The sequence below is a fragment of the Capnocytophaga sp. H2931 genome, assembly GCF_002302535.1.
Lineage (GTDB): Bacteria > Bacteroidota > Bacteroidia > Flavobacteriales > Flavobacteriaceae > Capnocytophaga > Capnocytophaga canis.
This window is the reverse complement of the sequence record NZ_CP022381.1, coordinates 2147517-2172406: the sequence shown is the minus strand read 5'-3', so window position 1 is coordinate 2172406 and position 24890 is coordinate 2147517. Positions and strand designations below refer to the sequence as shown.

The following is a 24890-nucleotide window of genomic DNA, read 5'->3' as shown; positions in this document are numbered from 1 at the left end:
AAAAACGGGAGCGTACCTGTTGTTTAATAGGTACGTACCCATTGAACGACGGGTACGTATGTGTTAAGTAACAAATGCGCATACACTAAGCTGAACGCATTAATCTCACGAACCTATAATATAGTTTTATTAATCTGTAGACTTTAAAACCTCTGCAATATTTGGCGGAAAATAACGGGAACTTTTCATCACTTTGCCATCTTCTCGGTAGATAGGTTTTCCGTCAGCGTCAAGTTTACTCATGTTACTTCGGTGGATTTCACTAAAAATCTCGTCTATTTTGTATTGCATTCCGTGTTCGATGATGGTTCCACAAAGAATATAGAGCATATCCCCTAAAGCATCAGCTACTTCGACCATATCATTATTTCTGGCAGCTTCCAAATACTCTTGGTTTTCCTCTGCCATTAATTTAAATCGCAAGTTGATAGTTTCGGGGGTTAGCTCAGTGGTGGGTTGTTGTTTTACTCCCAATCCGAAGGCCGTATGAAACTCGGTTACGGCTTTTAATTTACTTTTCATATCCTTTTTTAGGCAACAAAAGTACATTTATTTTACTATTTTGAGCTACTTCATACCAAAAATATAAACACTTACTCCCTAAATTTTAATGGCGAGACATGGTACTTCCGTTTGAAAGCTGTGGAAAAATGTGACACATAATCATAGCCACAGGCTTCTGCAATCTCTGAAATACTCTTGTTCGTATCCAAAAGAAGTTGCTTAGCTAACTGCATCTTATGATCGAAAAGATATCCGAAAACGGTAGTACCAAATATCTCTTTAAATCCATATTTCAATTTATTTTCATTCAGACCTACACGACGAGAAAGCTCTGATAGGCTCAATGGAGCATGGAAATTATGCATTAAAAGATGACGCACTTCGTGTATTTTATCAATATCGGATTGGGTTTTGCAATGTTTTTTGGTTTTTATGTGCTGTCCCAAAAGTTGTTGCTGTAGAATAAAAAGCTCCAATATTTTGATTTCAGCATAAGTTTCACAAACATTTCCCATCAAATGACTTTGTTCTAACTGCTGAAGTATTGTATTCATCTGAGAAGTAAGCGGAAGTCCGTTTCTATCTGAAAGAATAAAATTTTTATCTCGTTGATACTGATTTAGAATGCTTTCAAATACTTCGGGATAAGTATTGGCAAGATGCAAAAAACGGTCGCTCGAAACGAAAAAACCAGAGAAAACAGTATGATCATTTTCCCTAAAGAGGTCATGCCCCTCCTCTTCCATATCGATAAATAAAACATTGAACATGCCTTGTTTCATGGTCAAATCAATTTTTTTCATTTTCATTTGCACACCGCTGTTGGACTGATTTAGAGCATAAAACCGAACAGATGGAACGGAAGCATTTCCATAAATTTGTGTAGATTCAGAAAAATGAGAATGCCATTTATAGATTGATATTTCCTTCATATTTTTTACATGAAGTTGTATGTTTCCTACTTCATTTTTCAATGAAAGATTAAAATTACCTTCATCTCTTCTTGATAAAACAACATCTTCTTCAACGATTTTATTAAAATCCATTTTTCTCATGGTAATTTCCTCCGTTAGATTAAAAAAAATATCCGTTAGATTAAACTGACAGGCAAAAATACAAACTAATTTTGCAGTCACAAATTTATTTAGAATAAAATTAAATAATCATATGTCAAAGCAATTTTTATCTGTTTTCATTTTTTTTATTTCTATTTTCATTACCTACTCACAAACTCAATTCGGCAATTTATCAGGTTTTGTATTCGACGAATCTACCAAAAAACCACTTCCTGCTACTGAGGTTTACTTCAGAGAATTTCAAAAAGGAGTGATTTCGGATAGTAAAGGATTTTTCCGGATAGAAAAAATTCCGCATGGAACGCATACCCTTATCGTATCTTACCTTGGTTATGAAACTCAAACAATAAAAATTTCCATTGAAGGAGATAAAACCATAAACGTAAGCCTGAAACCAGAGGTAGAATCTCTCAGTGAAGTGGTAGTAAAGGCTCAGAAAAATGAAGAACGTATCTTACGAAACAGTGCCATGACCGTTTCGGTGATTAATTCAAAACAATTTGAAGGTACAACAAGTTCTCTCAATGATGTATTAAACAAAACTGTAGGAGTTACCATTCGCAACACAGGAGGCGTAGGAAGTGCTTCTCGCATTTCAGTTCGAGGATTAGAGGGCAAACGTATCGGTGTTTTCTTAGACGATTCGCCCATAGGATTATTCTCTGATTATGTGTCGCTCTATGATGTACCTATTGACCTCATTGAACGTGTTGAGATTTACAAAGGCATTGTTCCCGCTCGACTCGGAGGCTCCGCAATGGGAGGTGCTGTAAATATGATTACAAAGGAATATCCACCTTTATACTATGATGTAAGCTACGAAATAGCGTCATTTAATACACACAAAATTCAAATGATGGGTAAGAGTAATCTTAAAGATGCCGGAATAGAGTTCGGAGCATCAGCAAATTACACATATTCGGACAATGATTATGAGATGGATTTGCCCCATCACCGTGGACTTCGAGTAAAACGTGACCACGATCGACATCGCAAAATGCTCATTGGAGGAGGTTTCAAAGCAACCAAATGGTGGTTCGACGAAATATCAATAGAAGCGGTTACCATCCAAACTGACCAACAAATACAGGGTATTGAAACTAACATCAAACACGCTTTCAGCAAGACTAACATGTTCGCCTTCATCAATGGATTTGAAAAAGATAACTTCCTCATCGCAGGATTGGATTTTGATATGGATACAGCCATCAGTAGTGCAGAATTCAATCTGAATGACACTTCAATGATGAGGTACAACTGGGATGGAATGTCCTATCCTTCCAGCGGAGAAATAGGATTGTATGCTTCGGACTCTTATCGGAAAAACTTCGCATTAAACAATCGATTAAATCTCAATTACATAATCAGTGAAAATCAAAATATAAACTTCAACTCACAATTAAATCACATCAAAAATTCACCTTTTGACCCTGTAAAAGAACAAATTATAGGCTATAGAACCGATTTTGATAATAAAATGATTAGCTGGGTTGCAGGAATTTCTTATGATTTAAGTAGTCGTAACAAAAAGTGGCTTAATTCTTTAACAGGAAAATACTACCATTATAAGAGCGATGCCAAACAGGCAGGTTTGTTAGGGCTTGGAGGCGTAAAAGACATTAATATTTCCGAAGGAAATTGGGGAATAAATAATGCCATACGATACAATTTTACAGATAATTTGATGATTAAAAGTTCCGTAGCCTATGACGTCCGCTTACCTTCGGACAATGAACTCTTGGGCGATGGATTTTTAACAGCTCCTGCCAGTAACCTATTGCCTGAGCGTGGAACAAATGCTAATATAGGACTACTATTTCACAAAAACACCTTAACAGACAAACGATTGGAAATAGAACTAACAGGTTTTTATTCTTATTTAACCAATATGATTCGATATACAGGTGGGCTGCTACAGTCTTTTTATGAGAATTTTGGTGAGATGCGTTCTTTTGGAGTAGAGTTTGATGCCAAAGCGGATATTTTTCCTTCTCTGTACGGATATGTGAATCTTACGTATCAAGATCTTCGAGACATGCGCGATTATGAACCAAATTCGTCCATTCCAAATGTAACTAAGGGCAAACGGATGCCCAACATTCCTTATTTTTTGAATAATATGGGATTAGAATACCACAAGGAAAATCTCTTTGGCGGACAAAATCAAAACACCCGATTGATGTTAGACAGCTCTTTTATAGAAGGATATTGGTATGATTTTGAGGTAAGTAAGCATCAAGAACGTCGCGTACCTCGTAGTTTAACATTCAATTTTGGTATTGAACACGGATTCAGAAACGGAAAAATATTGCTTTCATTCCGAATGAATAATTTAACAAACGAAAAAGTAATTTCAGAGTTTAATCGTCCGCTTCCAGGGCGTAATTTTGGTCTTAAGTTGCGATATCGAATGTAGAATTTACAAAATATTGATATGAAAAAGTCGTGTTATAAAACTAAAATCAATGTACCATCTGATCAGAAATATAATTGGTAGTGTTATAAAAAGTATGATGGTAGTTCTGATTGTCAGGCTGAGCGTAGTCGAAGCCTCGTAATTACAGGGCTTCGACTACGCTCAGCCTGACAGAAATATCCACTTTATTAAAGATATCATACTTTTTACAACACTTCCATATAATTAATTAACCTATAAAAATGAAATACAATGAAAAAAAATGCAATGTTAGTTGCTTGTTTAGCAACATTTTTCGCAGTAAGTTGCGATAAAGAGAATGAAACCCCTGATATTATATCTGGCAAAGGAGAAATTTTGATAGAAGCTACGGTAGTAAATACTGACCAATCAGGAAGTGGCTACATTCAATTGTTGGACGATATTTCTCCAAAAACGGTAAACAATAAAAACGCCTTTCCAGTTGGTCCCAGCATTCCTCCATTTGTGCATAAAAATTGGATATTTACTTTTCCGAACTTTTTTGGATCGGACGTTTCCGAATTGACAAAATTTGTTCGTGAAGATGGTGTTTTGAAAAAATCTGCAACCATGCCTTTACCTGGAAACTCACAAGCAACACACCTAACTGTCGTAAATGACACCAAGGCTTATTTAGGACTTACAGGCTTAGGTAAAATATTTATTTTCAACCCTACAACGATGGTAAAAACAGGTGAAATAGACCTAAACACCTATGGTGACCCGAATCCCGAGCCTTCGGGAATGATTGTTCGCGACAATTTACTCTTTGTAACCTTAGGACAATGGACAGCGGGTACTTGGTTTCCACAGGAGAAAGCTGTTGAAGTACTGATAATCAACACCCAAACAGATGCCATAGAAAAACATATCAAGGAAACAGCCTCAGGATTGTCCTTCCCGACCAATCCAGGTGACAGAATCTTGATGGACGAACATAAAAATATTTACCTCGTTTGTATTGGAGCTTTTGGTCAAGTAGATGGATTTGGAGGAGGATTTTTAAGAATCAAAGCCGGAGAAACTGATATTGACCCTACTTTCTCAATGAAATTTGATGACATTACAGTTGCTGATGCTCCTGGGAAAATTTCCTATTTCCTTCCCGCTCGATATATTAAAAACAACATAACCTACGGATATGTGGCTATTAAAGAATATACCCCAGACCAACAAATGAGTCCTTTAGCAGTTATGTATGCTCCTGTAAAAGTAGATTTAAGCAGCAAACAAGTAACTCTCATCAAAGGAATACCTGTTGCCAATGGTTATTCTACAGGAATGGGAATTTATAAAAACAATACATTTTTATTCGGTTCTATTAACCAAACCTCTAAGGGGTTTTACACTTACGACCTCTCTACGGGTAAAGTAAGTACTGAACCTATCATCAAAGTAGAAGGATTTCCTAAGTTTTTCTATTGGTTTGGAGAATAAATATCTTGCCCATGTACAAATAAAGTCTGTAAGGCTTAAGAATTTATACGTTTAGAATCATCGACAATTTCATAAATTTTTCACAGACATGAATATTTTCTATAAAACGTGTGGGAATTACAACATCGAAAAGCAACACTCTGACACCTTAAATATCCTTTTTCAGAAATGCAAACCGTTTCCGACTGTTTAAATAATTGAGATTGTCTTGATTATGGTAAGCTTCTCGCTCAAAAATGATGTTGTGGTATGCCTTTTGCCAATTTCGGTATTTGATATATTTAAAAAGAAAATCAAGTACGTACCACAGATAAAAGAAGACTACCAACAGTTCTTTTTGTTGTTGGAGGTGTATTTTTTCGTGATTCAAAAACTGTGGATCGTTTAAACACTCCTTTTTGGATACGAATACAAAAGGAAACAGAGTTATCCCTGAGTATCCTTTGGGAACAAGAAGACGATTAACAATGAATTTCATAGGGTTTATATAAAGAAGGCTATCGCAAAACCGATAGCCTTTTTGTATTTTTTACTCATTGTGTAAAAATTTCTTTTTTGCAGTGAGTTCCTCTTGAGTTTCCTTATTATCTTCATCTGGAACACAACAATCCACGGGACAAACTGCCGCACACTGTGGTTCTTCATGAAAACCAATACATTCGGTACATTTATCCACTACGATAAAATAGAAATCATCGCTCACGGGTTGTTGTACTTCATCCGCATCGACCTGCTTTCCGTTTGGCAAAACCACCCCTCCACTGAGTGCAGTTCCGTCACTGTAACGCCAATCATCAGCTCCTTCATAAATGGCATTATTGGGACATTCAGGCTCACAAGCTCCACAATTTATGCAATCCTCTGTAATCTTAATGGCCATAGATTTACCTATTAAATTCAAAAACTAGGGGCAAAGATACATATTTTCTATATCTCTCACGCTCATTTTTTGAAATTTAGAATGGTTTCAAATTGATTAAATATCTCGATTCATATCCCAATTTTCGAGATATTCGCCTACACGTTGCACAAACATACCTCCCAAAGCTCCATTGACAACCCGATGGTCATAGCTATGCGAAAGCATCATTTTATAACGAATACCTATCACATCTCCCTCGGGCGTTTCAATAACTGCAGGTGTTTTCCGAATAGCTCCAATTGCCAAAATTCCGACTTGAGGTTGGTTGATAATCGGTGTTCCGAAAACATTACCAAACGACCCGATATTGGTCACGGTATAGGTTCCGTCTTTGATTTCATCTGGCTTTAACTGATTGGCTCTTGCTCGTTTTGCTAAATCATTGACTACTTTAGTCATTCCTCGTAAATTCAACTGATCAGCGTTTTTGATTACTGGAACAATGAGGTTTCCATCAGGCAATGCAGTAGCCATACCAATATTAATATTTTTTTTCTTAATAATGGTCGTCCCTTCTAATGAAATATTCATCATCGGATAGTCTTTCAAAGCTTTAGCAACAGCCTCCATAAAGATAGGGGTAAACGTAAATTTCTCTCCTTCTTGGGCTTCAAATGCTTTTTTGACTTTATTACGCCAATTCCAGATACGCGTAACATCCACCTCTGTAAAACTCTGAACATGAGGTGAAGTGTGTTTACTATGTACCATATGCTCGGCGATGAGTTTGCCCATACGCGACATCTCAATGCGTTCGTCTCCTTTTTGGAAAGATGTCGCCTTTACCTCTGCTACCTTGTTTTGAGGCAACTCAGCAGACCTATTTACTGTTTGTTTCTCCCGATTTTCTAAGTAGGACAGCATATCGTTTTTAGTTACCCGATTATCTGCTCCTGTGCCTTTGATTTGATCAAGCTCTTGCAGTGAAATTCCTTCCTTTTGAGCGATACTTTTCACCAAAGGAGAATAAAATCTATCTGATTTTAAACCACTTACAACAACATCTGTTTTAGTCACATTCTGCTGTAATTGTTCAATTTCTTTTTCTATAACTTTAGCAGTGGTCTCAACCGTAGGTGTAGCAACAGCTTCTGCTAAAGCCTCCGTTTCGATGATTGCCATAACCTCACCAATTTTCACGACTTGGTCAACTTCAAAACGCAATTCAACGACTACTCCCGACACTTCCGAAGGCACTTCGGAATCGACTTTATCTGTAGCAACTTCCACAATTCCTTCATCGACCTCGACTGTATCTCCTACTTTTTTTAACCAATTCGTTACAATCGCCTCTGCAACACTCTCCCCCATTTGAGGTAGTTTTAATTCGTATTTAGCCATTTCTTGTTCTTTATTTAAAATTTAAAGATTCTTTTTTAATTTGTCGTTCAAAATATTTTTCACAAGTACCTCGACTTTCGGAAAAAAACAATCATAAAACCAAGGAGTTTAAAGAAGTAGCAAAGCCCAAATCCTATCTATTTACCTTCAAGAAATAACTTTTTCAAAAATAAATCGACTGACTCTCTACAATCCTTAATTTTTATCCTTTCAGAGCTAATTCGAACGGAATTCGTTGAGTTATACTTCGTCCCAAAGTAACCTCATCGGCATACTCCAACTCTCCCCCAACGGAAATTCCACGAGCTATAGTGGATATCACCACATCGTACTGTTCAATTTGTTTATAAATATAAAAATTTGTGGTATCACCTTCCATAGTGTTACTCAGTGCAAAAATAAGTTCTTTAATCTTACCCGACGCTACCTTTTCGACTAATGACTGAATGTGTAAACTTGACGGAGCTACGCCATCAATAGGCGAAATTTTCCCTCCCAAAACATGATATTGCCCAAAAAATTGCCCCGTATTTTCAATCGCAATCACATCTCTAAAATCTTCTACTACACATACAATACCGTTTTCCCGGCTCGAATTGTTACATATGTCACAGATTTCTACATCAGAAATATTATGGCATTTTTTACAGTACTGAATCTGTGTTCGCAAATTAATCAAAGCCGAAGCCAACATAACAGACTGTTCCTCAGGTTGTTTTAACAGATGTAAAGCTAACCGCAAAGCAGTTCGCTTTCCTATTGTAGGAAGTTGCGATATCTCATACACCGCATTTTCTAAAATTTTTGACGAAAATTCCATACCGCAAAGATATGAAAAAAGTTTTGAGCTTTGCCTTTTTAAAAATATTTCTTACAAAAAAAACATGCTATGTCATTTCTATGTAGTATCTTTGCACATTCAAAAGTTTTATAGTGATATAAAGCCTTTGTAATACATTACGGTTTCGAACGCTTTCTGGTTCTAAAACATAAAATACATCATTAAATAAATAGAGAATTTATGGAAAAAAAATATTCCAGTAACAACACTAACTCACAACGTAGCAATAATTCTTACAAAAAGAGAGAATATTCAAACAACTCATTCCAAAAGAAAGAATATGAAAACTCGGAACGCTCTTCTGACAAACCTTACTACACTAAAAAAGAGTATGGATCATCGGAGCGTACTTACAACAAAAAAGAATACAATTCAGACCGAACTAAAACAAACAGCGGTTTCAAAAAATCGTACAATCCAAACTTCAAAGACACCTCCAACGAAGGTGGATACAAAAAATCCTACAATCCAAATTTCAAAAGAAACAACAGTTATAAGAAACCGTTTATCAAAAAAAATTACAACACCGAGATTGAACAACAGGACAACACTCCAGAAACTGGGGAGATACGCCTGAATAAATATATCGCCAATGCAGGAATCTGTTCTCGCCGAAATGCTGATATCTACATTGCTGCGGGAAATGTGGAGGTAAACGGACAGGTAATGACTACATTAGGATATCGTGTACAACCTACCGATGTAGTAAAATTCGACGGAAAAGTGATTTCTTCGGAAAAGAAAGAATACATTTTATTAAACAAACCAAAAGGATTTATCACCACTACAAGTGACGAAAAAGGTCGTAAAACTGTGATGGATTTAGTTGCCAATGCTACTACGGCTCGTATTCTGCCTGTTGGACGTTTGGACAGACCTACCACAGGACTTTTATTACTAACTAATGACGGTGATTTAGCAAAAAAATTAACACATCCAACACATGGTGTACGAAAAATATATCACGTGGTTCTTGACCGTAAGTTAGACTACAAAGATTTTATAAAAATTGAAGAGGGAATTGAACTTGAGGATGGGTTTATTCAAGTAGATGAAATCAGCTATGTGAACGACAAACCTAAAAATGAAATAGGTGTTAAAATTCACAGCGGAAGAAACCGTATTGTCCGTCGTATTTTCGAACATCTGGGGTATGAAATTGAAAAATTAGACCGCGTTGTGTTCGCTGGACTTACTAAAAAAGACCTTCCTCGGGGACATTGGCGAAAATTGACTCAACAGGAAATTATTAATTTAAGAAATATAAAGTAAACATACTTATTAAAAAAATAAAACCCTCAAATTTTTATCATACCATTTTTGAAGTAATCATCAGATACTTAAACTTAAAAGACATTCAGTTTACAGTTTTGAGATATCTGGCATTCATAAAAATTTGAGGGTTCTCTCTATCTACGAAATCCACTAATTATCACCAAAGTCAGGTTTGCGTTTTTCAAAGAAAGCGAGTAAATTTTCCATTGAAGATTTATTGCTTGGTTTTATTTGATTGATAATCCATTCTCCTATATTAATTGAGGTAATCGGTAGGATTCTGAACCTGTTGGAAAGTTTTCAGAATAGAAAAACCACTTAATTTTGAATTAAATGTTTTAAAACAATATCTAAATATCTTTCATTAGAGGTCATTTCACTTTTTCTACTATTCCAACTTTTAAGTTTTTCTATGATGATCTCTTTTTCTTTTGTTTTTTCTTCTCTCATAATATAATCTACCGAAGAAAGTAATTCCAAAGCATAATCAGAATAAAATCCTTCCAGAAAATGCATGGTGTCATTAGCAATCTGCTTCAATTCTTCATTACCTTCAATGAATTTTTCCACTTCTTGAAATCCATCTCCAAGCAAATTGAGTGGTTCAAAAGGTTTTTTATTCATATCGCTATATCCCATGATATAGCTTCCGTTCAAGGCATTCAAAACAAAACGAACTTTTCCTGAATAAGGTCCATAAAAATAAGGAGTAAATTTCAATTTCAAATACTTTTCAGCTCCAAACTTTTGAAGGAAATAGCATACTTTCTCACTTGAAAATTCAGATACAAATTCTCCTTCTCGTACCAAATCGTGTAGTACATATAGTAGTAAAGCTCTACCTTGTGTCAGTTTCACCCTCTCATTTTTCAGTTGCTCTTTGATTTGGACAGAAGGTTCGTAGATGTAGATTTCCGTATCCAGATGAGAAAGTTTTCGTTCTATTATTTGCTTTACTTTATCCCAGTCCAATCCTCCATTTCCTGCCCCCAATGGCGGAATGGCAATACTCTTGATGTTCCTTTCCTTAATGATTTTTACCAAATCATCAAGTCCCCATTCTATATATTCATATTCAGAGGGCTTTTTCCAAGTGGTTTTGGTGGGAAAGTTGATGATAACTTTCTTACCAGAAGTAAGATTCTCATCTTCGGTTACAAACATTTTCCCCACTACCACACTTTTTTCTTTACAGGCTTTTTGATATTGCTTAAAGTTATTCGGGAAAGCATTTTTAAATTGGAGTGCAATACCTTTTCCCATTACCCCAACGGTATTCACCGTATTAATGAGTGCCTGTGCATCACTCTCTAATATGTTTCCTTCTAAATAAGTAATCATAGCTTTAATAATAATATTGATGAATAACTTTAATTTTTACCTCCTCTATACCAAAACTAATCAACTTTTGTTTAGCCACTTCATTATAACAACCAAAGCCGATAATAAAATCAGAAGCTATATCCGCTTTTACTAAAAATTCAGCCTCTTTTTTTCTTTTGATATCTAAATTTTCATCTCCACCCCAATCCCTTGCTTTGATGGCCTTCCAATCCAAAATAGTTTCAATTTTATTTAAAGCTGTTTTATCATACAAAACAGAAAATTTATCTGCAGCGTGTCCATCTGAAAAATATACTTCCGAATATTGGTCAGCCAATTTGCTCGGAATACAAACCAAATATACTATTTCTTCGGGATTTCTTTTAACAACATTATGAAATCCCTTTTGAATGATGTACAGCATAGGCATCCTCAACCAAAAGTAAAAAGGAATAAAATCTCCTAAACATATACGCTTTGCATCTCTATAGTCTAAAGTTCCATTAGTAACTTGAATAGTTTTACTCGCTCGAGTATCAATCAATGAATTATCTCCAATCGAAACATAGTTTACATTAGCATTAGGTGAATTTTTGTGCGTTATTCCATTTTGTAAAATATGAGGAATATTGTCTATATGTGTCATCCTAAATACTTTGATTTCAGATAAATTCATAGCTACTATTTTTAGTAAAATTATCAAGTTATTTAACTAATCCACTGATTCTCCCCAAAGTCAGGTTTTCGTTTTTCGAGGAAAGCGTTTCGTCCTTCCTTGGCTTCGTCGGTCATATAGGCAAGTCGAGTGGCTTCTCCTGCAAAGACTTGTTGCCCTACCATTCCGTCATCAGTGAGGTTCATCGCAAATTTCAGCATACGGATAGAAGTTGGCGACTTGGCAAGGATTTCCTGAGCCCATTCATACGCTTCTTGTTCCAAACGAGCGTGAGGCACTACTTTATTGACCATTCCCATTTCAAACGCCTCCTGTGCGGAGTAATTTCGCCCTAAAAAGAAAATCTCACGAGCTTTTTTCTGTCCGACCATTTTTGCTAGATATGCTGAGCCATAGCCTCCGTCAAAGCTGGTAACATCGGCATCGGTTTGTTTGAAAATGGCGTGTTCTTTACTGGCTAAGGTAAGGTCGCACACCACGTGAAGCGAGTGTCCGCCACCTACTGCCCATCCGTTTACCGCCGCGATGACCACTTTGGGCATAAATCGGATAAGTCGCTGTACTTCTAATATGTTGAGTCGGTGTCTGCCGTCTTCGCCCACATAACCTTGATGCCCACGAGCCTTTTGGTCACCACCGCTACAAAAAGCGTGTCCGCCATCTTTGGGGCTAGGTCCCTCCCCGGTGAGAATTACCACGCCTACACTCGCATCTTCGTACACGTGATAGAAAGCGTCGTAAAGCTCAGAAGTAGTTTTTGGGCGGAAAGCATTTCGTACTTCAGGTCGGTTAAAGGCGATTCGTGCCACGCCGTTACATTTTTTATAAGTAATATCTTCGTATTCTTTTATAGTTTGCCAATTCATATGTTGTAATCAATAATAAACAATTTACAATTTATTTAATGAACAATTTTGAGAGATTATACTTTATAAAATTGTTCATTATTAGTTAATTCCCTTTTTTATAATCTGCTAAAAATTGAGCTAAGCCACTATCAGTTAATGGATGTTTTAGTAGTCCCACAATTGCGGATAGCGGAGCTGTAATCACATCCGCACCTATTTTGGCACATTGCATAATATGCATCGTATGACGAACAGAAGCAGCTAAAATTTCAGTCTCAAATCCGTAATTATCATATATAAGTCGGATATCTTCAATCAGAGTAAGTCCATCGCTGGAAATATCGTCTAACCGCCCGATAAAAGGAGATACATACGTAGCTCCTGCTTTGGCTGCCAACAAAGCTTGTCCTGCCGAGAATACTAGCGTACAATTAGTTTTAACTCCTCTGTCTGAAAAATATTTGATAGCTTTGATACCATCTTTAATCATTGGTATTTTCACCACTATTTGTGGATGCAATTCTGCCAAGGCCGTACCCTCTTTGACAATACCCTCATAATCAGTAGCAATTACCTCTGCAGAAACATCTCCATCGACAATGTCACAAATATTTACATAATGCTTCAAAATGTTATTTGTGCCTGTGATACCTTCCTTTGCCATTAATGAAGGATTGGTCGTTACTCCATCTAAAACTCCTAAATCTTGAGCTTCACGGATTTGATCTAAATTTGCTGTGTCAATAAAAAATTTCATAATATTGCTTATTTGAGTTCAAAGTTTAAGGTTACCTATTCTCTACAATTCATAATGTTTCATCAACATTCGCTCGTAGGTTTTACTTGGTAAAACACGTTTAAGTACAATGGAAAACTTTTGTAAGAAGTTACCTTGTTTATAATGTACGTTAGGGTGCTTGGTTTTTATAATTTTATATATTTTTTCTGCCATTTCAATGGGATTTCCTCCCGAATCTACATGCTTATTCATCAAATCTAAAGATTTTTGATATTTTTCTCTATAAGCAGAACCTTCTTTCACAGGCGCATGATAGCGTCGAGAAGCAATATCGGTAGCGTAGTCTCCTGGTGCGATAGTTGTCACTTGGATTCCAAAATTTTTTAATTCCATTCGTAAACTTTCTGACATCAGCATTAAAGCTCCTTTACTTGCTGAATAGGCTCCCCGAAAGGGCAATCCCATATACCCTGCTATGGAAGTAACGTTGATAATCAATCCACTTTTTCGACTTCGCATTGTAGGAAGTACTTTTTGAATCAAGTAAATGGCTCCAAAAAAATTCGTAGCGAACACATTTTCAAGCTCTTCGGAAGGTAATTCTTCCACGGCTCCTGAAATTCCTACACCTGCATTATTGATCAGTATATCAACTTTACCTACTTCAGAGAGAATGCTTTGGATTGCCTTATCGACACTTTCTTTACAGCGTACATCCATAGGCAAAAGCCGAAAAGGTAGAGATTTACCTTCTACATTCCGAGCTGTTCCATAGACAGTAAATCCTTTTTCTTTAAGGAGTAACGCCGTTTCTTTGCCTATTCCCGAAGTTGCTCCGGTGATTAAAACTATTTTTCCGTTTTTCATTACTATTGTCTAATAGCCCTTACCTCTACTCTTCGAGGAGTGCGATTCGTTTCACCCTTTTTAATATGGCTGCTTTCGTTGGTTATATTCGATTTATCTCGCAGTATATCAAGAATATAATAATTTGAATATTCTCCTTTTTGAACATAATAATTTCCTTCAGCGTCTATCAGAACAAAACTCCCACAAGGATATTGTAACGGAAAGAATAAATCACGTAATGTTTTATTTTTATCCTCCAGCCAAGTGATTTTCTTTCCATAATCTTTGATTCCATCTCGTTCGTTGTAGACAAAAAACTGACTTACATCTTTCTTCTTTTGTATTTTTTTCAAATAATCTTTAATCAAAGCATAGTAGCTCGAATCTTCAGAAGAATCATTACAAGGATCCTTCCCGTGATGATAATTTACTACAATAATGTTTTTCTCGGGAACGGATTGACCAGAATATCCAGACAATTCGGTACGAATTACTGCTAACTGTTCAAGAGTTATTTTTCCTCTTTTAACTCGTTGAACCTGCACGTGCATTACTACTGAATCCAATTCATAAGTTAGGATATAGTGATTATTCGATTTTCTGTAGTCATTGAATTTCTTAGCTGAAATATATTCTAAATCATCGTTCAAATAAACATGCTTTTGCTGTGAAAATACAGGCAATGAAAACAAACACATTACGAAAATCAACCATTGTCTATTCATATCAATTTTTCTTATTATTCACTCCTGCAAATATAAAAATTAAATCCTTATTTTGCTTTTTTATTGCGGAAAAATCAGTTTCAACTGGACATACCTCGGCATATTTTTTTCTTTTTTTTGGGGTATGTTATTTAAGTTTGCCAACGATATTCCTAACAGACGAACTGAATCCTCTAAAGGTTGTTTATAGAGTAATTCTTTAGCATGATAAGATATATCCTCCTCTTTATCAACATAATGCAATAAGGTTTTACTACGGGTATTAATTGAAAAATTACCATACTTGATTTTTAGTGTTAGGGTTTTCCCCGCTATCTTTTTACGTTGTAACCGCTGACTTAATTCTTTAGCGATCACTGTTAGTTTTTCTTCCATAAACACCTCACTGGTAATATTTTTCTCAAAGGTATGTTCAACGCCTAATGACTTTGGCAATCGATATGATTTAACTTCACTCAGGTGGATACCTCGTGCTAATTCATAGAAGTAAGTTCCTCTATTACCAAAATGAAGTTCTAAGAACTCTAAAGATTTTTCTCTCAAATCTTTACCCGTGAAAATTCCATTCAGATACATTTTTTCAGCTGTGACCTTTCCTATACCATGAAATTTTTTAATGTCCAAAACATCTAAAAAACCTTGCACTTCTTCCAAAGGTACCGTTTTTTGTCCATTAGGCTTGTTAAAATCACTGGCTATTTTGGCTACAAATTTATTGACGGAGACACCTGCTGAAGCGGTAAGTCCCGTGGTTTCGAAAATACGCTGACGAATTTCTTGAGCCAAAAAAGTTGCTGAAGGATTATTCTTTTTATTGTGAGTTACATCTAAATAAGCCTCATCCAAGGATAGGGGTTCTACCAAATCGGTATATTCATAAAAAATAGAGCGAATTTGTATTGAAATTTCACGATAGCGCTCAAAACGTGGTGGCACAAAAATGAGCTGTGGACATAGTTTCTTTGCCTGAACTCCACTGATAGCACTTCGCACCCCGTATCTTCGTGCTTCATAACTGGCAGCTGCTACAACTCCTCGTTCCTTTTCGCCACCTACGGCTATGGGTTTCCCTCGCAACTGTGGAAAATCGAGCTGTTCCACCGAAGCATAAAAAGCGTCCATATCCACATGGATGATTTTTCGCAAAGGTATGTCTGTCAGAGATTCCATTTTATTTACCAAGCATTTCGGTATGCAAAAATATAAAACTTACCAAGTTCAAGCTATTTTTTCATTCTTTCGATTGTCGAATACTTTTGTTTTTAGATAAGCCTTTATGCCCGTTATAAAAACATTTGAGTTTATTAGTTATTTTGATATTCTACTTTTCCCTTAGGTTTAAAAAGAACCTTGGATTTCAAAATCGTTACATTTTCCAAACTTCAAACGTAAAAACGATACTGATACTTGGTTAGTTACGGGTGTGATTGTAGTAATTCATGTATTTTTTGTATATTACCCAGATTATAGCACGAGCCTTGATTTTTTTTCCTGCATTTGTCCGTTAAATGTCGTATAGTCACTTTCAATCCACTCTTCTTCTTCCCTTAACACCGTAAAACGAAAATATTCTGTCTTTTTTTGATTTTTCCAGTACATTCACGAGAAAGACCTACTAAATTATACAAAGAAATTTTACAAAATTAAAAAAGTACGAATAGATAAAACGGTTGAATAAACAACATCAAGAGTAAATTATTTTTCTGAAAAATTCTCTATGATTTTATCCACAATCACCTGTGCCAATTTGGTCTTACTTTCAGCAGTCCAACCTGCAATATGAGGTGTAAGTATTACATTGTCAGCTTCTAATAAATATCTAAACGAAGCAGGGAGTTCATCAGTAAAGAAATCCTCAAAGGACGTTTTCTCGTACTCTAATACGTCTAGCCCCGCTCCTTTGATTTTGCCTGACTTTAAGGCTTCAACCAAATCATCAGTTACAACGCTTTTCCCTCGTGCAGTGTTCAATAACCAGAATGGTTTTTTGAACCTGTGGATGAAATTAATATTCATCATTTTTGTTGTTAATGGAGTTTGCGGTGTGTGTAAACTCACCACATCCGATTGTTCAAAAAACTCATCCAAGGACACTTGTCGTGCGTTTTCATCGCCTACATTGGGTTTTATATCATAACAAATCACTTGACAATCAAACCCTTTCAATTTTCGAGCAAACGATTTTCCCATATTCCCGTAACCAATAATGCCTACGGTTTTATAATCTAATTCCGACCCTCGATTTTCTTCACGTAGCCACACACCTCGCTCAATTTCACGATTGGATTTTTTAAACTTATTTAACAGCGCTAATAACATTCCGAGAGTGTGTTCGCCTACCGCATTACGATTTCCTTCGGGAGAGGATATTATCATAACTCCCTTTTGCTCAGCGTATTCACAATCAATATTTTCAAGACCTGCTCCCACTCTGGCAATAAATTTTAAGCGAGTTGCCTTATCCAAAAACAACTTATCAATCGCGAACCGACTGCGAAGGATGACACCATCATATTGGTCGATTTTGCTTTCGATTTGGGATTTTGAACTTTTATAATCTTCGTGATTTTCAAATCCATGAGCAGTAAGTTGCTCTATTATTAACGGATGATTCGTGTCAATATGGAGTATTCTCATTCTTTTTCTGTAAATAATCGTATTTTTTCTTCTTCCTTTTGTCTCATTTGCTGACTTTCCGATTCGGATTTGTCCTTATAGCCACATAAATGCAATATGCCGTGAGCCATGACTCGTAATAGCTCTTCCTTAAAAGAAACCTCAAAATCATTAGCATTATCACACACTCGTTCCACAGAGATATAAATATCTCCAGCAATTTGAAAATCTTCAGTATAGTCAAAAGTAATAATATCCGTTAAGGTATCGTGGTTAAGATATTCTACATTGATTTTATGTAACTGCTCATCGTTACAAAAAATGTAGTTTACATCGCCAATTTTATGATTTTCAGTATTACAAATCATTTTTACCCACGATTTTAGATCGTTTTTCTTGTACGGAAGCTTAAATTTTGTTTCGGAAAAAAAAGAAATCATATTTTTTTATTTAAATAAGCATTAGGCTACTATTTCCATAATTTCAGTAAACATTCGATATTTACCAGTAAAAAACAAAAAACAGCATAAATTGTTTTCTGACTTGGAAAATATTACTATTTCTACCTCATTACACATAAAAAAGAAGTATACTAAATATAAATAGAAGAATAATTTACCTTTTTTAAGTGTAAGTGGTTGAAAAATTAATCAAAATATTTCACCTGACCATGGGAATTCATCACTTGCAGTCACTTTAAACCATGTAGTCTCGATACCAAAATTACTCTAATGATTTTATTACCCTACAAAGCCTGACAAAAATGATTTTGACAATAGTTTTTTTATATATAACAACATTTAGGAGGCAAAGATAGTGTTTATTTAGAATAAAATAAATACCTTTGGCGGAATTATTTTTGTTATCTAATACAATCATTTTTGAACTCAATCGCAAAAAACATATTATGAAATCAATTGAACAAATACGCAGTGATTTTCCTATCCTGAACCGACTTGTAAATAACAAACCCTTGATATATTTCGACAATGGAGCCACTTCGCAAACTCCTAATCAAGTAATTAATACCATTGTAAATTACTACACTCAACTTAACGCCAATATCCACCGCGGGGTGCATACTCTCAGCCAGGAATCTACCGATGCCTACGAACAAGCTCGTGAAAAGTTGCGAAAACATTTCAATGCCAAAAAATCATGTGAAATCATTTTTACTTCGGGAACAACAGAGTCCATTAACTTGGTTGCCAACGGATACACTTCTCTTTTGAAATCAGGAGATGAAATCATAGTATCGGCATCAGAACATCATAGCAATATCGTGCCATGGCAGTTTGTTTGCGAACGCACCGGTGCTACACTGAAAGTTATTCCGATGAACGAACAGGGGATTTGGAATATGGAATCCTTTGATAACTTATTGAATTCCAGTACAAAACTTGTATGTGTACAACATGTTTCGAATGCTTTAGGAAATATACATCCCATTGCTGAAATCATTGAAAAGGCTCATCAAAGAGGAGCTAAGGTTTTGGTTGATGGTGCTCAATCCGCGCCTCATATCCAGCCTGATGTTCAATCACTTGATGTTGATTTTTATGCTGTTTCTGCTCATAAAATGTACGGGCCAACAGGAGTGGGTATACTTTATGGAAAAGAAGAATTGTTAAATGCTATCCCTCCCTATCAAGGTGGAGGCGAAATGATAAAAGAAGTCCGTTTCGAAGGTTCAACATACGCTGATTTGCCCTATAAATTTGAAGCAGGAACGCCTAACATCTGTGGGGGTATTGCATTTGGAGCTGCAATTGATTACATACATGAATTAGGTATCGAAAATATAGCCAAACACGAACAAGCTCTGCTAAGATACGCTGTTGAAAAACTAAAAGAGCTTGAAGATATTCAACTTTATGGGAATCCTGACTTGAGTAAACGAACTGCAGTTATATCGTTCAATTTCAAAGGAATACATCCGTATGATGTAGGAAGCATACTGGATAAATTGGGTATTGCAGTTCGCACAGGACACCATTGCACTCAGCCTATTATGGATTTCTTTTGCATTCCAGGAACAATTAGAGCCAGTTTTGCGGTTTACAATACCTTTGAAGAAATTGATACTTTTGTCGAGGCTTTAAAAAAAGCTCATATGATGCTAAGTTAAAGTATCAAATCTCTTCTGTTTCTGATATAATTGTGCAAAAGACCTAGTCGATTGAATTCTGATAATCAGATTTTTATAAAAACGCCAAAAAAAAATGAAGTAAAGTATAGATTTCGATTTAGCTACAGAATTCGCTGAAAAATCAACACATCTTTAAATGTTCCGTTAGAAAAAATCCAATCTTTTTTTATGCCATGAGAAACAAAACCAAGTTTTTCAAAAAGATGTATGCTTGGAATGTTGTCCACAGGGATATATGCAATTAATTGATGTAAATGAAGATTTACTTTACTGTAATTCAATAATTTAGCAAGAGCATATTCTCCTTTACCTTGGCGTTGGTATTTTTCTAAAATGGCGATTCCAACACAAGCTCGTTTGTTCTTAGGATCAAAATCATAGAGGTCAACACATCCAAAAGGCTCTCTATCAGAGGAAGAAATGACGTAACGAAACTGTTTCGCTTCATAAATGTCCTGTGTTGCATTTTGAATGTATTCTTTCAGAAGATACCGAGAAAAAGGCAATTGTGTTTGACTAACTTCCCATAAACTTTCTTGATTTTCAAGTTCATACAAAAAGTCAATATCTTCTGGTTCTAACGCCCGTAACAAACACAACTCGTCTGAAATACAATTCATCTTTTATGTATAAATTTAAACACTTTTTTCTCTTTTACGCTTGACGAAGCTTAACTTTAATTACATTTCTACTTTACCTTCAAAAACAAAAGTAGCCTGTCCAATCAGAAATACGTTTGTATATACTCCGTTTTCAACATCAAACGAAACTCTTAAATCTCCCCCAAGGGTTTGCAGGTGTATGTCTCTCTCCTTTGTTTTTTCTTGGTGATACATGGCAATTGCAACAGCCGTAGCACCCGTACCACAAGAGTAAGTCTCGTCTTCAACCCCCCGCTCGTAGGTGCGTACAGCAAATTTTTCATTTCCTAAAGGAGTTACAAAGTTGACATTAGCTCCACCTTTATCCTTGTACAATTGTCCATAGCGAATGGACGCTCCTTCTGATTTCACATCTATATTATTAACATTTTCAGCTAATTGAACGTGATGTGGCGAACCTGTATCTAAAAAAGTATATGAGTCTTCCTTTCGAATAACATCAACGTCTTTCATCTGCAATTTCACTTGATTTTCATTATTGATTTCGGCATAATGTTCCCCATCAATAGCAATAAAAATAGTTTTATTATCGATGATTTTCAATAATTTAGCAAATGCGACAATACATCGTCCTCCGTTGCCACACATCGTACTTTCTTTTCCATCTGAGTTGTAGTAAATCATGCGAAAATCGTATTTTTCATCATTTTCTAGCAGAATTAGTCCGTCTGCACCAATACCAAAGTGCCGATGACACAATGAGGCAACTAATGAAGTATTTTCCTTGGGAAAATCTGAATTACGATTATCAATCATCACAAAGTCATTGCCTGTACCTTGAAATTTATAAAAATGTATTATCATTTAATTTTTTAGCAAGAATATGATTTTTAAGAGAAATAATATAGAATTTGCAATACAAAGAAAGCAAATGGAGAGGCAAAAATAAGACTATCCAAACGGTCTAAAAGTCCGCCGTGTCCTGGAAGAATTCGACCGCTGTCTTTCACTTTAGCAACCCGTTTGAAACTTGATTCAACCAAATCACCAACAGTTCCAGTAGTAACTAACACAATAGCCAGCACAATCCAACTCCAAATCTCTTTATTACTGTAAATTGAAATTACATAGGCGGTTAGGATAGCTCCGATGAGTCCTCCTACGAATCCTTCAACTGTTTTTTTGGGAGATATCTTTTCAAACAACTTATGTTTCCCAAAGTTTTTCCCCGTTAAATAAGCAAAACTGTCACTTGCCCAAATGATACACAAAATACCAATCATTGTCAATTGAGCCTCACCGACGGAATATGATTTTATGCACTCGTGCTTGTATATTAATGGAATAAAAACACATCCTGCACCAATATACAACATACTAATAATCAACTTATGAGAGTAAGGAGCGTAGCGTAGAGGAGTTTTTCCATAGAAGAGCATGATAGTCAAGTACACATTGGCTATAATAGTAAATAGCAACAGTATATAAATTGAGAAAACACTTACCTGCAAATGAATGAATAGCCACCAAAAAAATAAGAATATCAGATAGACGTGCAATCCTTGAAGTCGAATAAGTTTTTTAAATTCGTACATACATACTAATCCAAAAGACAAAAACAAGAAGTCAAAAGCCCCCTCATCTAACATGATTGCCGATAACAAAAAGAGTATGTAGATAATTCCTGTAGCAGTTCTTTTAAATAGTTCGTTCACAATGAGTTCCTTTTAAATTGGTAAATCTTCTAACAAGATGAGGTAGGTTTTCTTATAGCTTCCTCCATAGTTCATTACATCATTTGCTGTTCTGTTTTCGTCAAAACTACGCAAAGTGACCAACCCTGTTGGTTTTTGTTTCGGATATTTCAAATTGATACCACGCATTCCCTCATCAATGCTTTTCACCATTTGGCTGGTTTTAGCCAAGACGATAAATATTTCAGGAAGTTCACTTGTTCTTCGCTGTCTCAACTGATTGGAAGAGAGCATTATACCTCCCATCGATGTGATTAAATATTCACAGGTTGTCAGATAGACATTCGCTGTTTCAACATCATCTGTGAAAAGTGATTGATGCTCTTCAAAAAAATCTACGAGTGACTCGTTTGGCGTACTGATTTTCACATATACACCTATTTCCATTAAAATATTTCTGAAAAAATGCTGTATTTCTAATTCTGAAGTGCAATAAATGAATTTACCCCCATTTTGGGTAAAGTTGATTGCAAATTGCTCATCTGCAGGTAGGTTATCTCCCGACAGTACATTAGTAGCTACAATCTTTTCCTCACCCAAATTCGGTTCACTACTGCGTTTACCAAATATTTTCTTTAAAAAATTCATCTAAACTTATTGTATTTCAGATGTTTATTATTATTACCCAAAACTCTACCGTCGTTATTTATTAAAAAACACGACACTTAATTTCTGTATGATAGAGTTAATAAAAATCTTTCTTTATTCTTTATACATAGAATGGGGTAAAGTTACAAAAAAAACTTGATTGTTTTCAAAATAACAATCAAGTTTTTATCATTTTTTTACGAATTAAATAATTTATGTTGTCAAAGGATTTGAGTCATCTACCTTCGTCTCTGTTTTTTCAGTTAATTCCTCTTCCTTTTCATAGGCTCTTTTTCCGAAGATATCCTCCAAATCTTCCTTGAAAATGACTTCTCTTTCGAGCAATAAGTTGGCTAAACTAGTCAGCTTATCTTTATTTTCTGAAAGAATTTGAATAGCTCTTTCATATTGATTTTCAATAATTTTTGAAATCTCTTCATCAATTACATGAGCCGTTTTTTCGCTGTATGGTTTGGTAAAACCGTATTCCGATTGCCCTGATGAATCATAATAGGTCAGATTTCCTACCTTATCGTTCAATCCATAGATGGTTACCATGGCTCGAGCTTGTTTGGTTACCTTTTCCAAATCACTCAACGCTCCTGTTGAAATTTTGTCAAAAATTATCTTTTCGGCGGCACGTCCTCCCAAAGCTGCACACATTTCGTCTAAAATCTGTTCGGTTCTGATAATTTGTCGCTCTTCAGGTAAATACCAAGCAGCTCCTAACGACTGCCCTCGCGGAACGATAGTTACTTTAACTAAAGGGGCAGCATATTTCAACAACCAACTAACCGTAGCATGCCCTGCCTCGTGGAAAGCGATGGTTCTACGTTCTTCATCGGTAATCATTTTACTTTTTTTCTCTAGACCACCAACAATCCTATCAACAGCATCTAAGAAATCTTGTTTTCCCACAGCTGTTTTACCTTTACGAGCCGCAATCAAAGCTGCTTCGTTGCATACATTTGCAATGTCGGCACCTGAAAATCCTGGTGTTTGCTTAGCTAAAAAATCTATTTCTAAGGTTTCAGCTTTCTTAATTGGACGTAGATGTACTTCAAAAATCTGCTTTCGTTCGTTTAAGTTTGGTAAATCAACATAGATTTGTCGGTCAAAACGCCCTGCACGCATCAATGCTTTATCTAAGATATCAGCTCGGTTCGTTGCTGCTAACACGATTACATTGGTATGCGTTCCAAAGCCATCCATCTCCGTTAGTAATTGATTTAGAGTGTTTTCTCTTTCATCATTTGCTCCTGTAAAATTGTTTTTCCCTCGGGCACGTCCAATAGCGTCAATTTCGTCAATAAAAATAATTGCAGGTGATTTTTCTTTGGCTTGTTTGAACAGGTCACGTACTCGTGAGGCTCCCACTCCTACAAACATCTCAACGAAATCAGACCCTGAAAGTGAAAAGAACGGCACTTGAGCTTCACCCGCTACGGCTTTTGCTAAAAGGGTCTTTCCCGTACCCGGAGGCCCTACCAATAAAGCACCCTTTGGAATTTTTCCTCCCAAAGAGGTGTATTTATCTGGATTTTTAAGGAAATCAACTATTTCTTGAACCTCTTCTTTAGCACCTTCCAAACCTGCTACATCTTGGAATGTTACGCGAACTTCTCTTTTTTCATCAAAAAGACGAGCCTTTGATTTTCCGATACTGAACAATTGTCCACCTCCACCGCCTCCGGCCATTCGTCGCATAAAAAAAATCCACAACCCCACGATAAGAATAAATGGTAATAGTGTAACTAAAAAATCAGAAAACACGTTCTGTTGTGTTTTATTTTCACGAGTGGTTGTTAAATTGTTTTCTTGAACAATCTGGTCAAAACGGTTTTCAAAATTGCTCAAATCACCCAATTCAAAACGATATTGCGGACTTTCATTCTTTGCACTCGTTGTTTGTGATAGCATATTTCCTCTCGGACGTACATCCTTATGTTCTTCTTTTTTCAATGCTTCATCGGTCAAATAAACATTAGCTTCTTTGCGATTCACGATGGTTATCTTTAAAACATCTCCGTTACGCAAAAAGTCTTCAAATTTAGCCTGTGGAATTTCTTTGGGTTGCATCCAAAAACTACCTCCCGAATAGAAATTAAATCCTAATAAAATCACTATAAGTAAGGCGTATACCCAATAGGCTGAAAATTTAGGTTTGTTTGTTTTGTTCTCTGCCATA

General features: G+C 35.8%; 24 protein-coding genes. 4 read left to right on the top strand and 20 right to left on the bottom strand.

All coding sequences use genetic code 11. The annotated features are described in order from the left end of the window. Positions 1-129 precede the first annotated feature (129 nt). Positions 130-522 (bottom strand): nucleoside triphosphate pyrophosphohydrolase family protein, encoded by a 393-nt coding sequence (locus tag CGC52_RS09220; RefSeq protein WP_042344164.1) that lies wholly within the window; start codon positions 520-522, stop codon positions 130-132. A 71-nt stretch (positions 523-593) separates the two neighbouring features. Further along, positions 594-1550 carry an AraC family transcriptional regulator gene (locus CGC52_RS09215; protein ID WP_157909135.1) on the bottom strand — a complete coding sequence of 319 codons (957 nt, stop codon included), beginning with the start codon at positions 1548-1550 and terminating at the stop codon, positions 594-596. 121 nt (positions 1551-1671) lie between these two features. Here CGC52_RS09215 and CGC52_RS09210 point away from each other — a divergent pair, with 121 nt between their 5' ends. Both CGC52_RS09210 and CGC52_RS09205 read left to right on the top strand, forming a co-directional pair. Next, positions 1672-3996, top strand: a complete 2325-nt coding sequence (locus CGC52_RS09210; protein ID WP_095894182.1) for a TonB-dependent receptor — start codon at positions 1672-1674, stop codon at positions 3994-3996. Positions 3997-4248: 252 nt separating this feature from the next. Further along, positions 4249-5454: a hypothetical protein gene (locus CGC52_RS09205; RefSeq protein ID WP_042347382.1), complete on the top strand. Its 1206-nt coding sequence runs from the start codon at positions 4249-4251 to the stop codon at positions 5452-5454. Positions 5455-5602: 148 nt separating this feature from the next. Here CGC52_RS09205 and CGC52_RS09200 read toward each other — a convergent pair whose 3' ends face one another. From CGC52_RS09200 to recR, 4 genes are all read right to left on the bottom strand, one after another. Beyond that, a complete protein-coding gene (locus tag CGC52_RS09200; RefSeq protein ID WP_095894181.1) occupies positions 5603-5932 on the bottom strand; it encodes a hypothetical protein in 330 nt (109 codons plus the stop codon). 51 nt (positions 5933-5983) lie between these two features. Next, entirely contained in the window at positions 5984-6334 is a 351-nt protein-coding gene (locus CGC52_RS09195) for a 4Fe-4S binding protein (protein WP_042009903.1), read from the bottom strand. A 96-nt stretch (positions 6335-6430) separates the two neighbouring features. Further along, positions 6431-7717 (bottom strand): dihydrolipoamide acetyltransferase family protein, encoded by a 1287-nt coding sequence (locus CGC52_RS09190; RefSeq protein ID WP_095894180.1) that lies wholly within the window; start codon positions 7715-7717, stop codon positions 6431-6433. Between the two features lie 202 nt (positions 7718-7919). Further along, entirely contained in the window at positions 7920-8537 is a 618-nt protein-coding gene (gene recR / locus CGC52_RS09185) for a recombination mediator RecR (RefSeq protein WP_095894179.1), read from the bottom strand. Positions 8538-8738: 201 nt separating this feature from the next. On the opposite strand from recR, the gene CGC52_RS09180 reads away from it, so the two are divergent. Next, positions 8739-9830 (top strand): pseudouridine synthase, encoded by a 1092-nt coding sequence (locus tag CGC52_RS09180; RefSeq protein WP_095894178.1) that lies wholly within the window; start codon positions 8739-8741, stop codon positions 9828-9830. Positions 9831-10151: 321 nt separating this feature from the next. Here the strand turns inward: CGC52_RS09180 and CGC52_RS09175 are convergent, their stop codons facing one another. From CGC52_RS09175 to ybeY, 9 genes are all read right to left on the bottom strand, one after another. Continuing rightward, complete coding sequence (locus CGC52_RS09175; RefSeq protein ID WP_002663838.1) at positions 10152-11174, bottom strand: macro domain-containing protein; 1023 nt, start codon at positions 11172-11174, stop codon at positions 10152-10154. Between the two features lie 4 nt (positions 11175-11178). Then, complete coding sequence (locus CGC52_RS09170; RefSeq protein WP_095894177.1) at positions 11179-11832, bottom strand: DUF4433 domain-containing protein; 654 nt, start codon at positions 11830-11832, stop codon at positions 11179-11181. A gap of 32 nt (positions 11833-11864) precedes the next feature. Then, positions 11865-12698 (bottom strand): 1,4-dihydroxy-2-naphthoyl-CoA synthase, encoded by an 834-nt coding sequence (locus CGC52_RS09165; RefSeq protein ID WP_095894176.1) that lies wholly within the window; start codon positions 12696-12698, stop codon positions 11865-11867. Positions 12699-12783: 85 nt separating this feature from the next. After that, on the bottom strand, positions 12784-13437 hold the full coding sequence (gene fsa / locus CGC52_RS09160) for a fructose-6-phosphate aldolase (protein ID WP_042009890.1): 654 nt from the start codon (positions 13435-13437) through the stop codon (positions 12784-12786). Between the two features lie 42 nt (positions 13438-13479). Continuing rightward, positions 13480-14286 carry an SDR family oxidoreductase gene (locus CGC52_RS09155; RefSeq protein ID WP_095894175.1) on the bottom strand — a complete coding sequence of 269 codons (807 nt, stop codon included), beginning with the start codon at positions 14284-14286 and terminating at the stop codon, positions 13480-13482. Between the two features lie 2 nt (positions 14287-14288). Next, the gene (locus CGC52_RS09150; protein WP_095894174.1) at positions 14289-14993 is read right to left on the bottom strand and encodes a hypothetical protein; all 705 of its coding nucleotides are present in this window, start codon (positions 14991-14993) and stop codon (positions 14289-14291) included. Positions 14994-15053: 60 nt separating this feature from the next. Beyond that, on the bottom strand, positions 15054-16163 hold the full coding sequence (dinB, locus tag CGC52_RS09145) for a DNA polymerase IV (protein WP_095894173.1): 1110 nt from the start codon (positions 16161-16163) through the stop codon (positions 15054-15056). Between the two features lie 525 nt (positions 16164-16688). Continuing rightward, on the bottom strand, positions 16689-17630 hold the full coding sequence (locus CGC52_RS09140) for a 2-hydroxyacid dehydrogenase (protein WP_095894172.1): 942 nt from the start codon (positions 17628-17630) through the stop codon (positions 16689-16691). Continuing rightward, positions 17627-18049: an rRNA maturation RNase YbeY gene (gene ybeY, locus CGC52_RS09135; protein ID WP_095894171.1), complete on the bottom strand. Its 423-nt coding sequence runs from the start codon at positions 18047-18049 to the stop codon at positions 17627-17629. Before ybeY ends, CGC52_RS09140 begins: the two co-directional genes overlap by 4 nt. A gap of 467 nt (positions 18050-18516) precedes the next feature. On the opposite strand from ybeY, the gene CGC52_RS09130 reads away from it, so the two are divergent. Next, entirely contained in the window at positions 18517-19737 is a 1221-nt protein-coding gene (locus CGC52_RS09130) for an aminotransferase class V-fold PLP-dependent enzyme (protein ID WP_095894170.1), read from the top strand. Positions 19738-19859: 122 nt separating this feature from the next. On the opposite strand, the gene CGC52_RS09125 is transcribed toward CGC52_RS09130, so the two are convergent. The 5 genes from CGC52_RS09125 to ftsH form a co-directional block, all read right to left on the bottom strand. After that, positions 19860-20357 (bottom strand): GNAT family N-acetyltransferase, encoded by a 498-nt coding sequence (locus CGC52_RS09125; protein ID WP_095894509.1) that lies wholly within the window; start codon positions 20355-20357, stop codon positions 19860-19862. A gap of 81 nt (positions 20358-20438) precedes the next feature. Then, positions 20439-21221: a diaminopimelate epimerase gene (gene dapF / locus CGC52_RS09120; RefSeq protein ID WP_172919958.1), complete on the bottom strand. Its 783-nt coding sequence runs from the start codon at positions 21219-21221 to the stop codon at positions 20439-20441. Between the two features lie 29 nt (positions 21222-21250). After that, on the bottom strand, positions 21251-22075 hold the full coding sequence (locus CGC52_RS09115) for a phosphatidate cytidylyltransferase (protein ID WP_042009868.1): 825 nt from the start codon (positions 22073-22075) through the stop codon (positions 21251-21253). 12 nt (positions 22076-22087) lie between these two features. Then, a complete protein-coding gene (locus CGC52_RS09110; RefSeq protein ID WP_042009864.1) occupies positions 22088-22702 on the bottom strand; it encodes an LUD domain-containing protein in 615 nt (204 codons plus the stop codon). Between the two features lie 213 nt (positions 22703-22915). Continuing rightward, complete coding sequence (gene ftsH, locus CGC52_RS09105; protein ID WP_095894168.1) at positions 22916-24889, bottom strand: ATP-dependent zinc metalloprotease FtsH; 1974 nt, start codon at positions 24887-24889, stop codon at positions 22916-22918. Between the last annotated feature and the right edge of the window lies 1 nt (position 24890).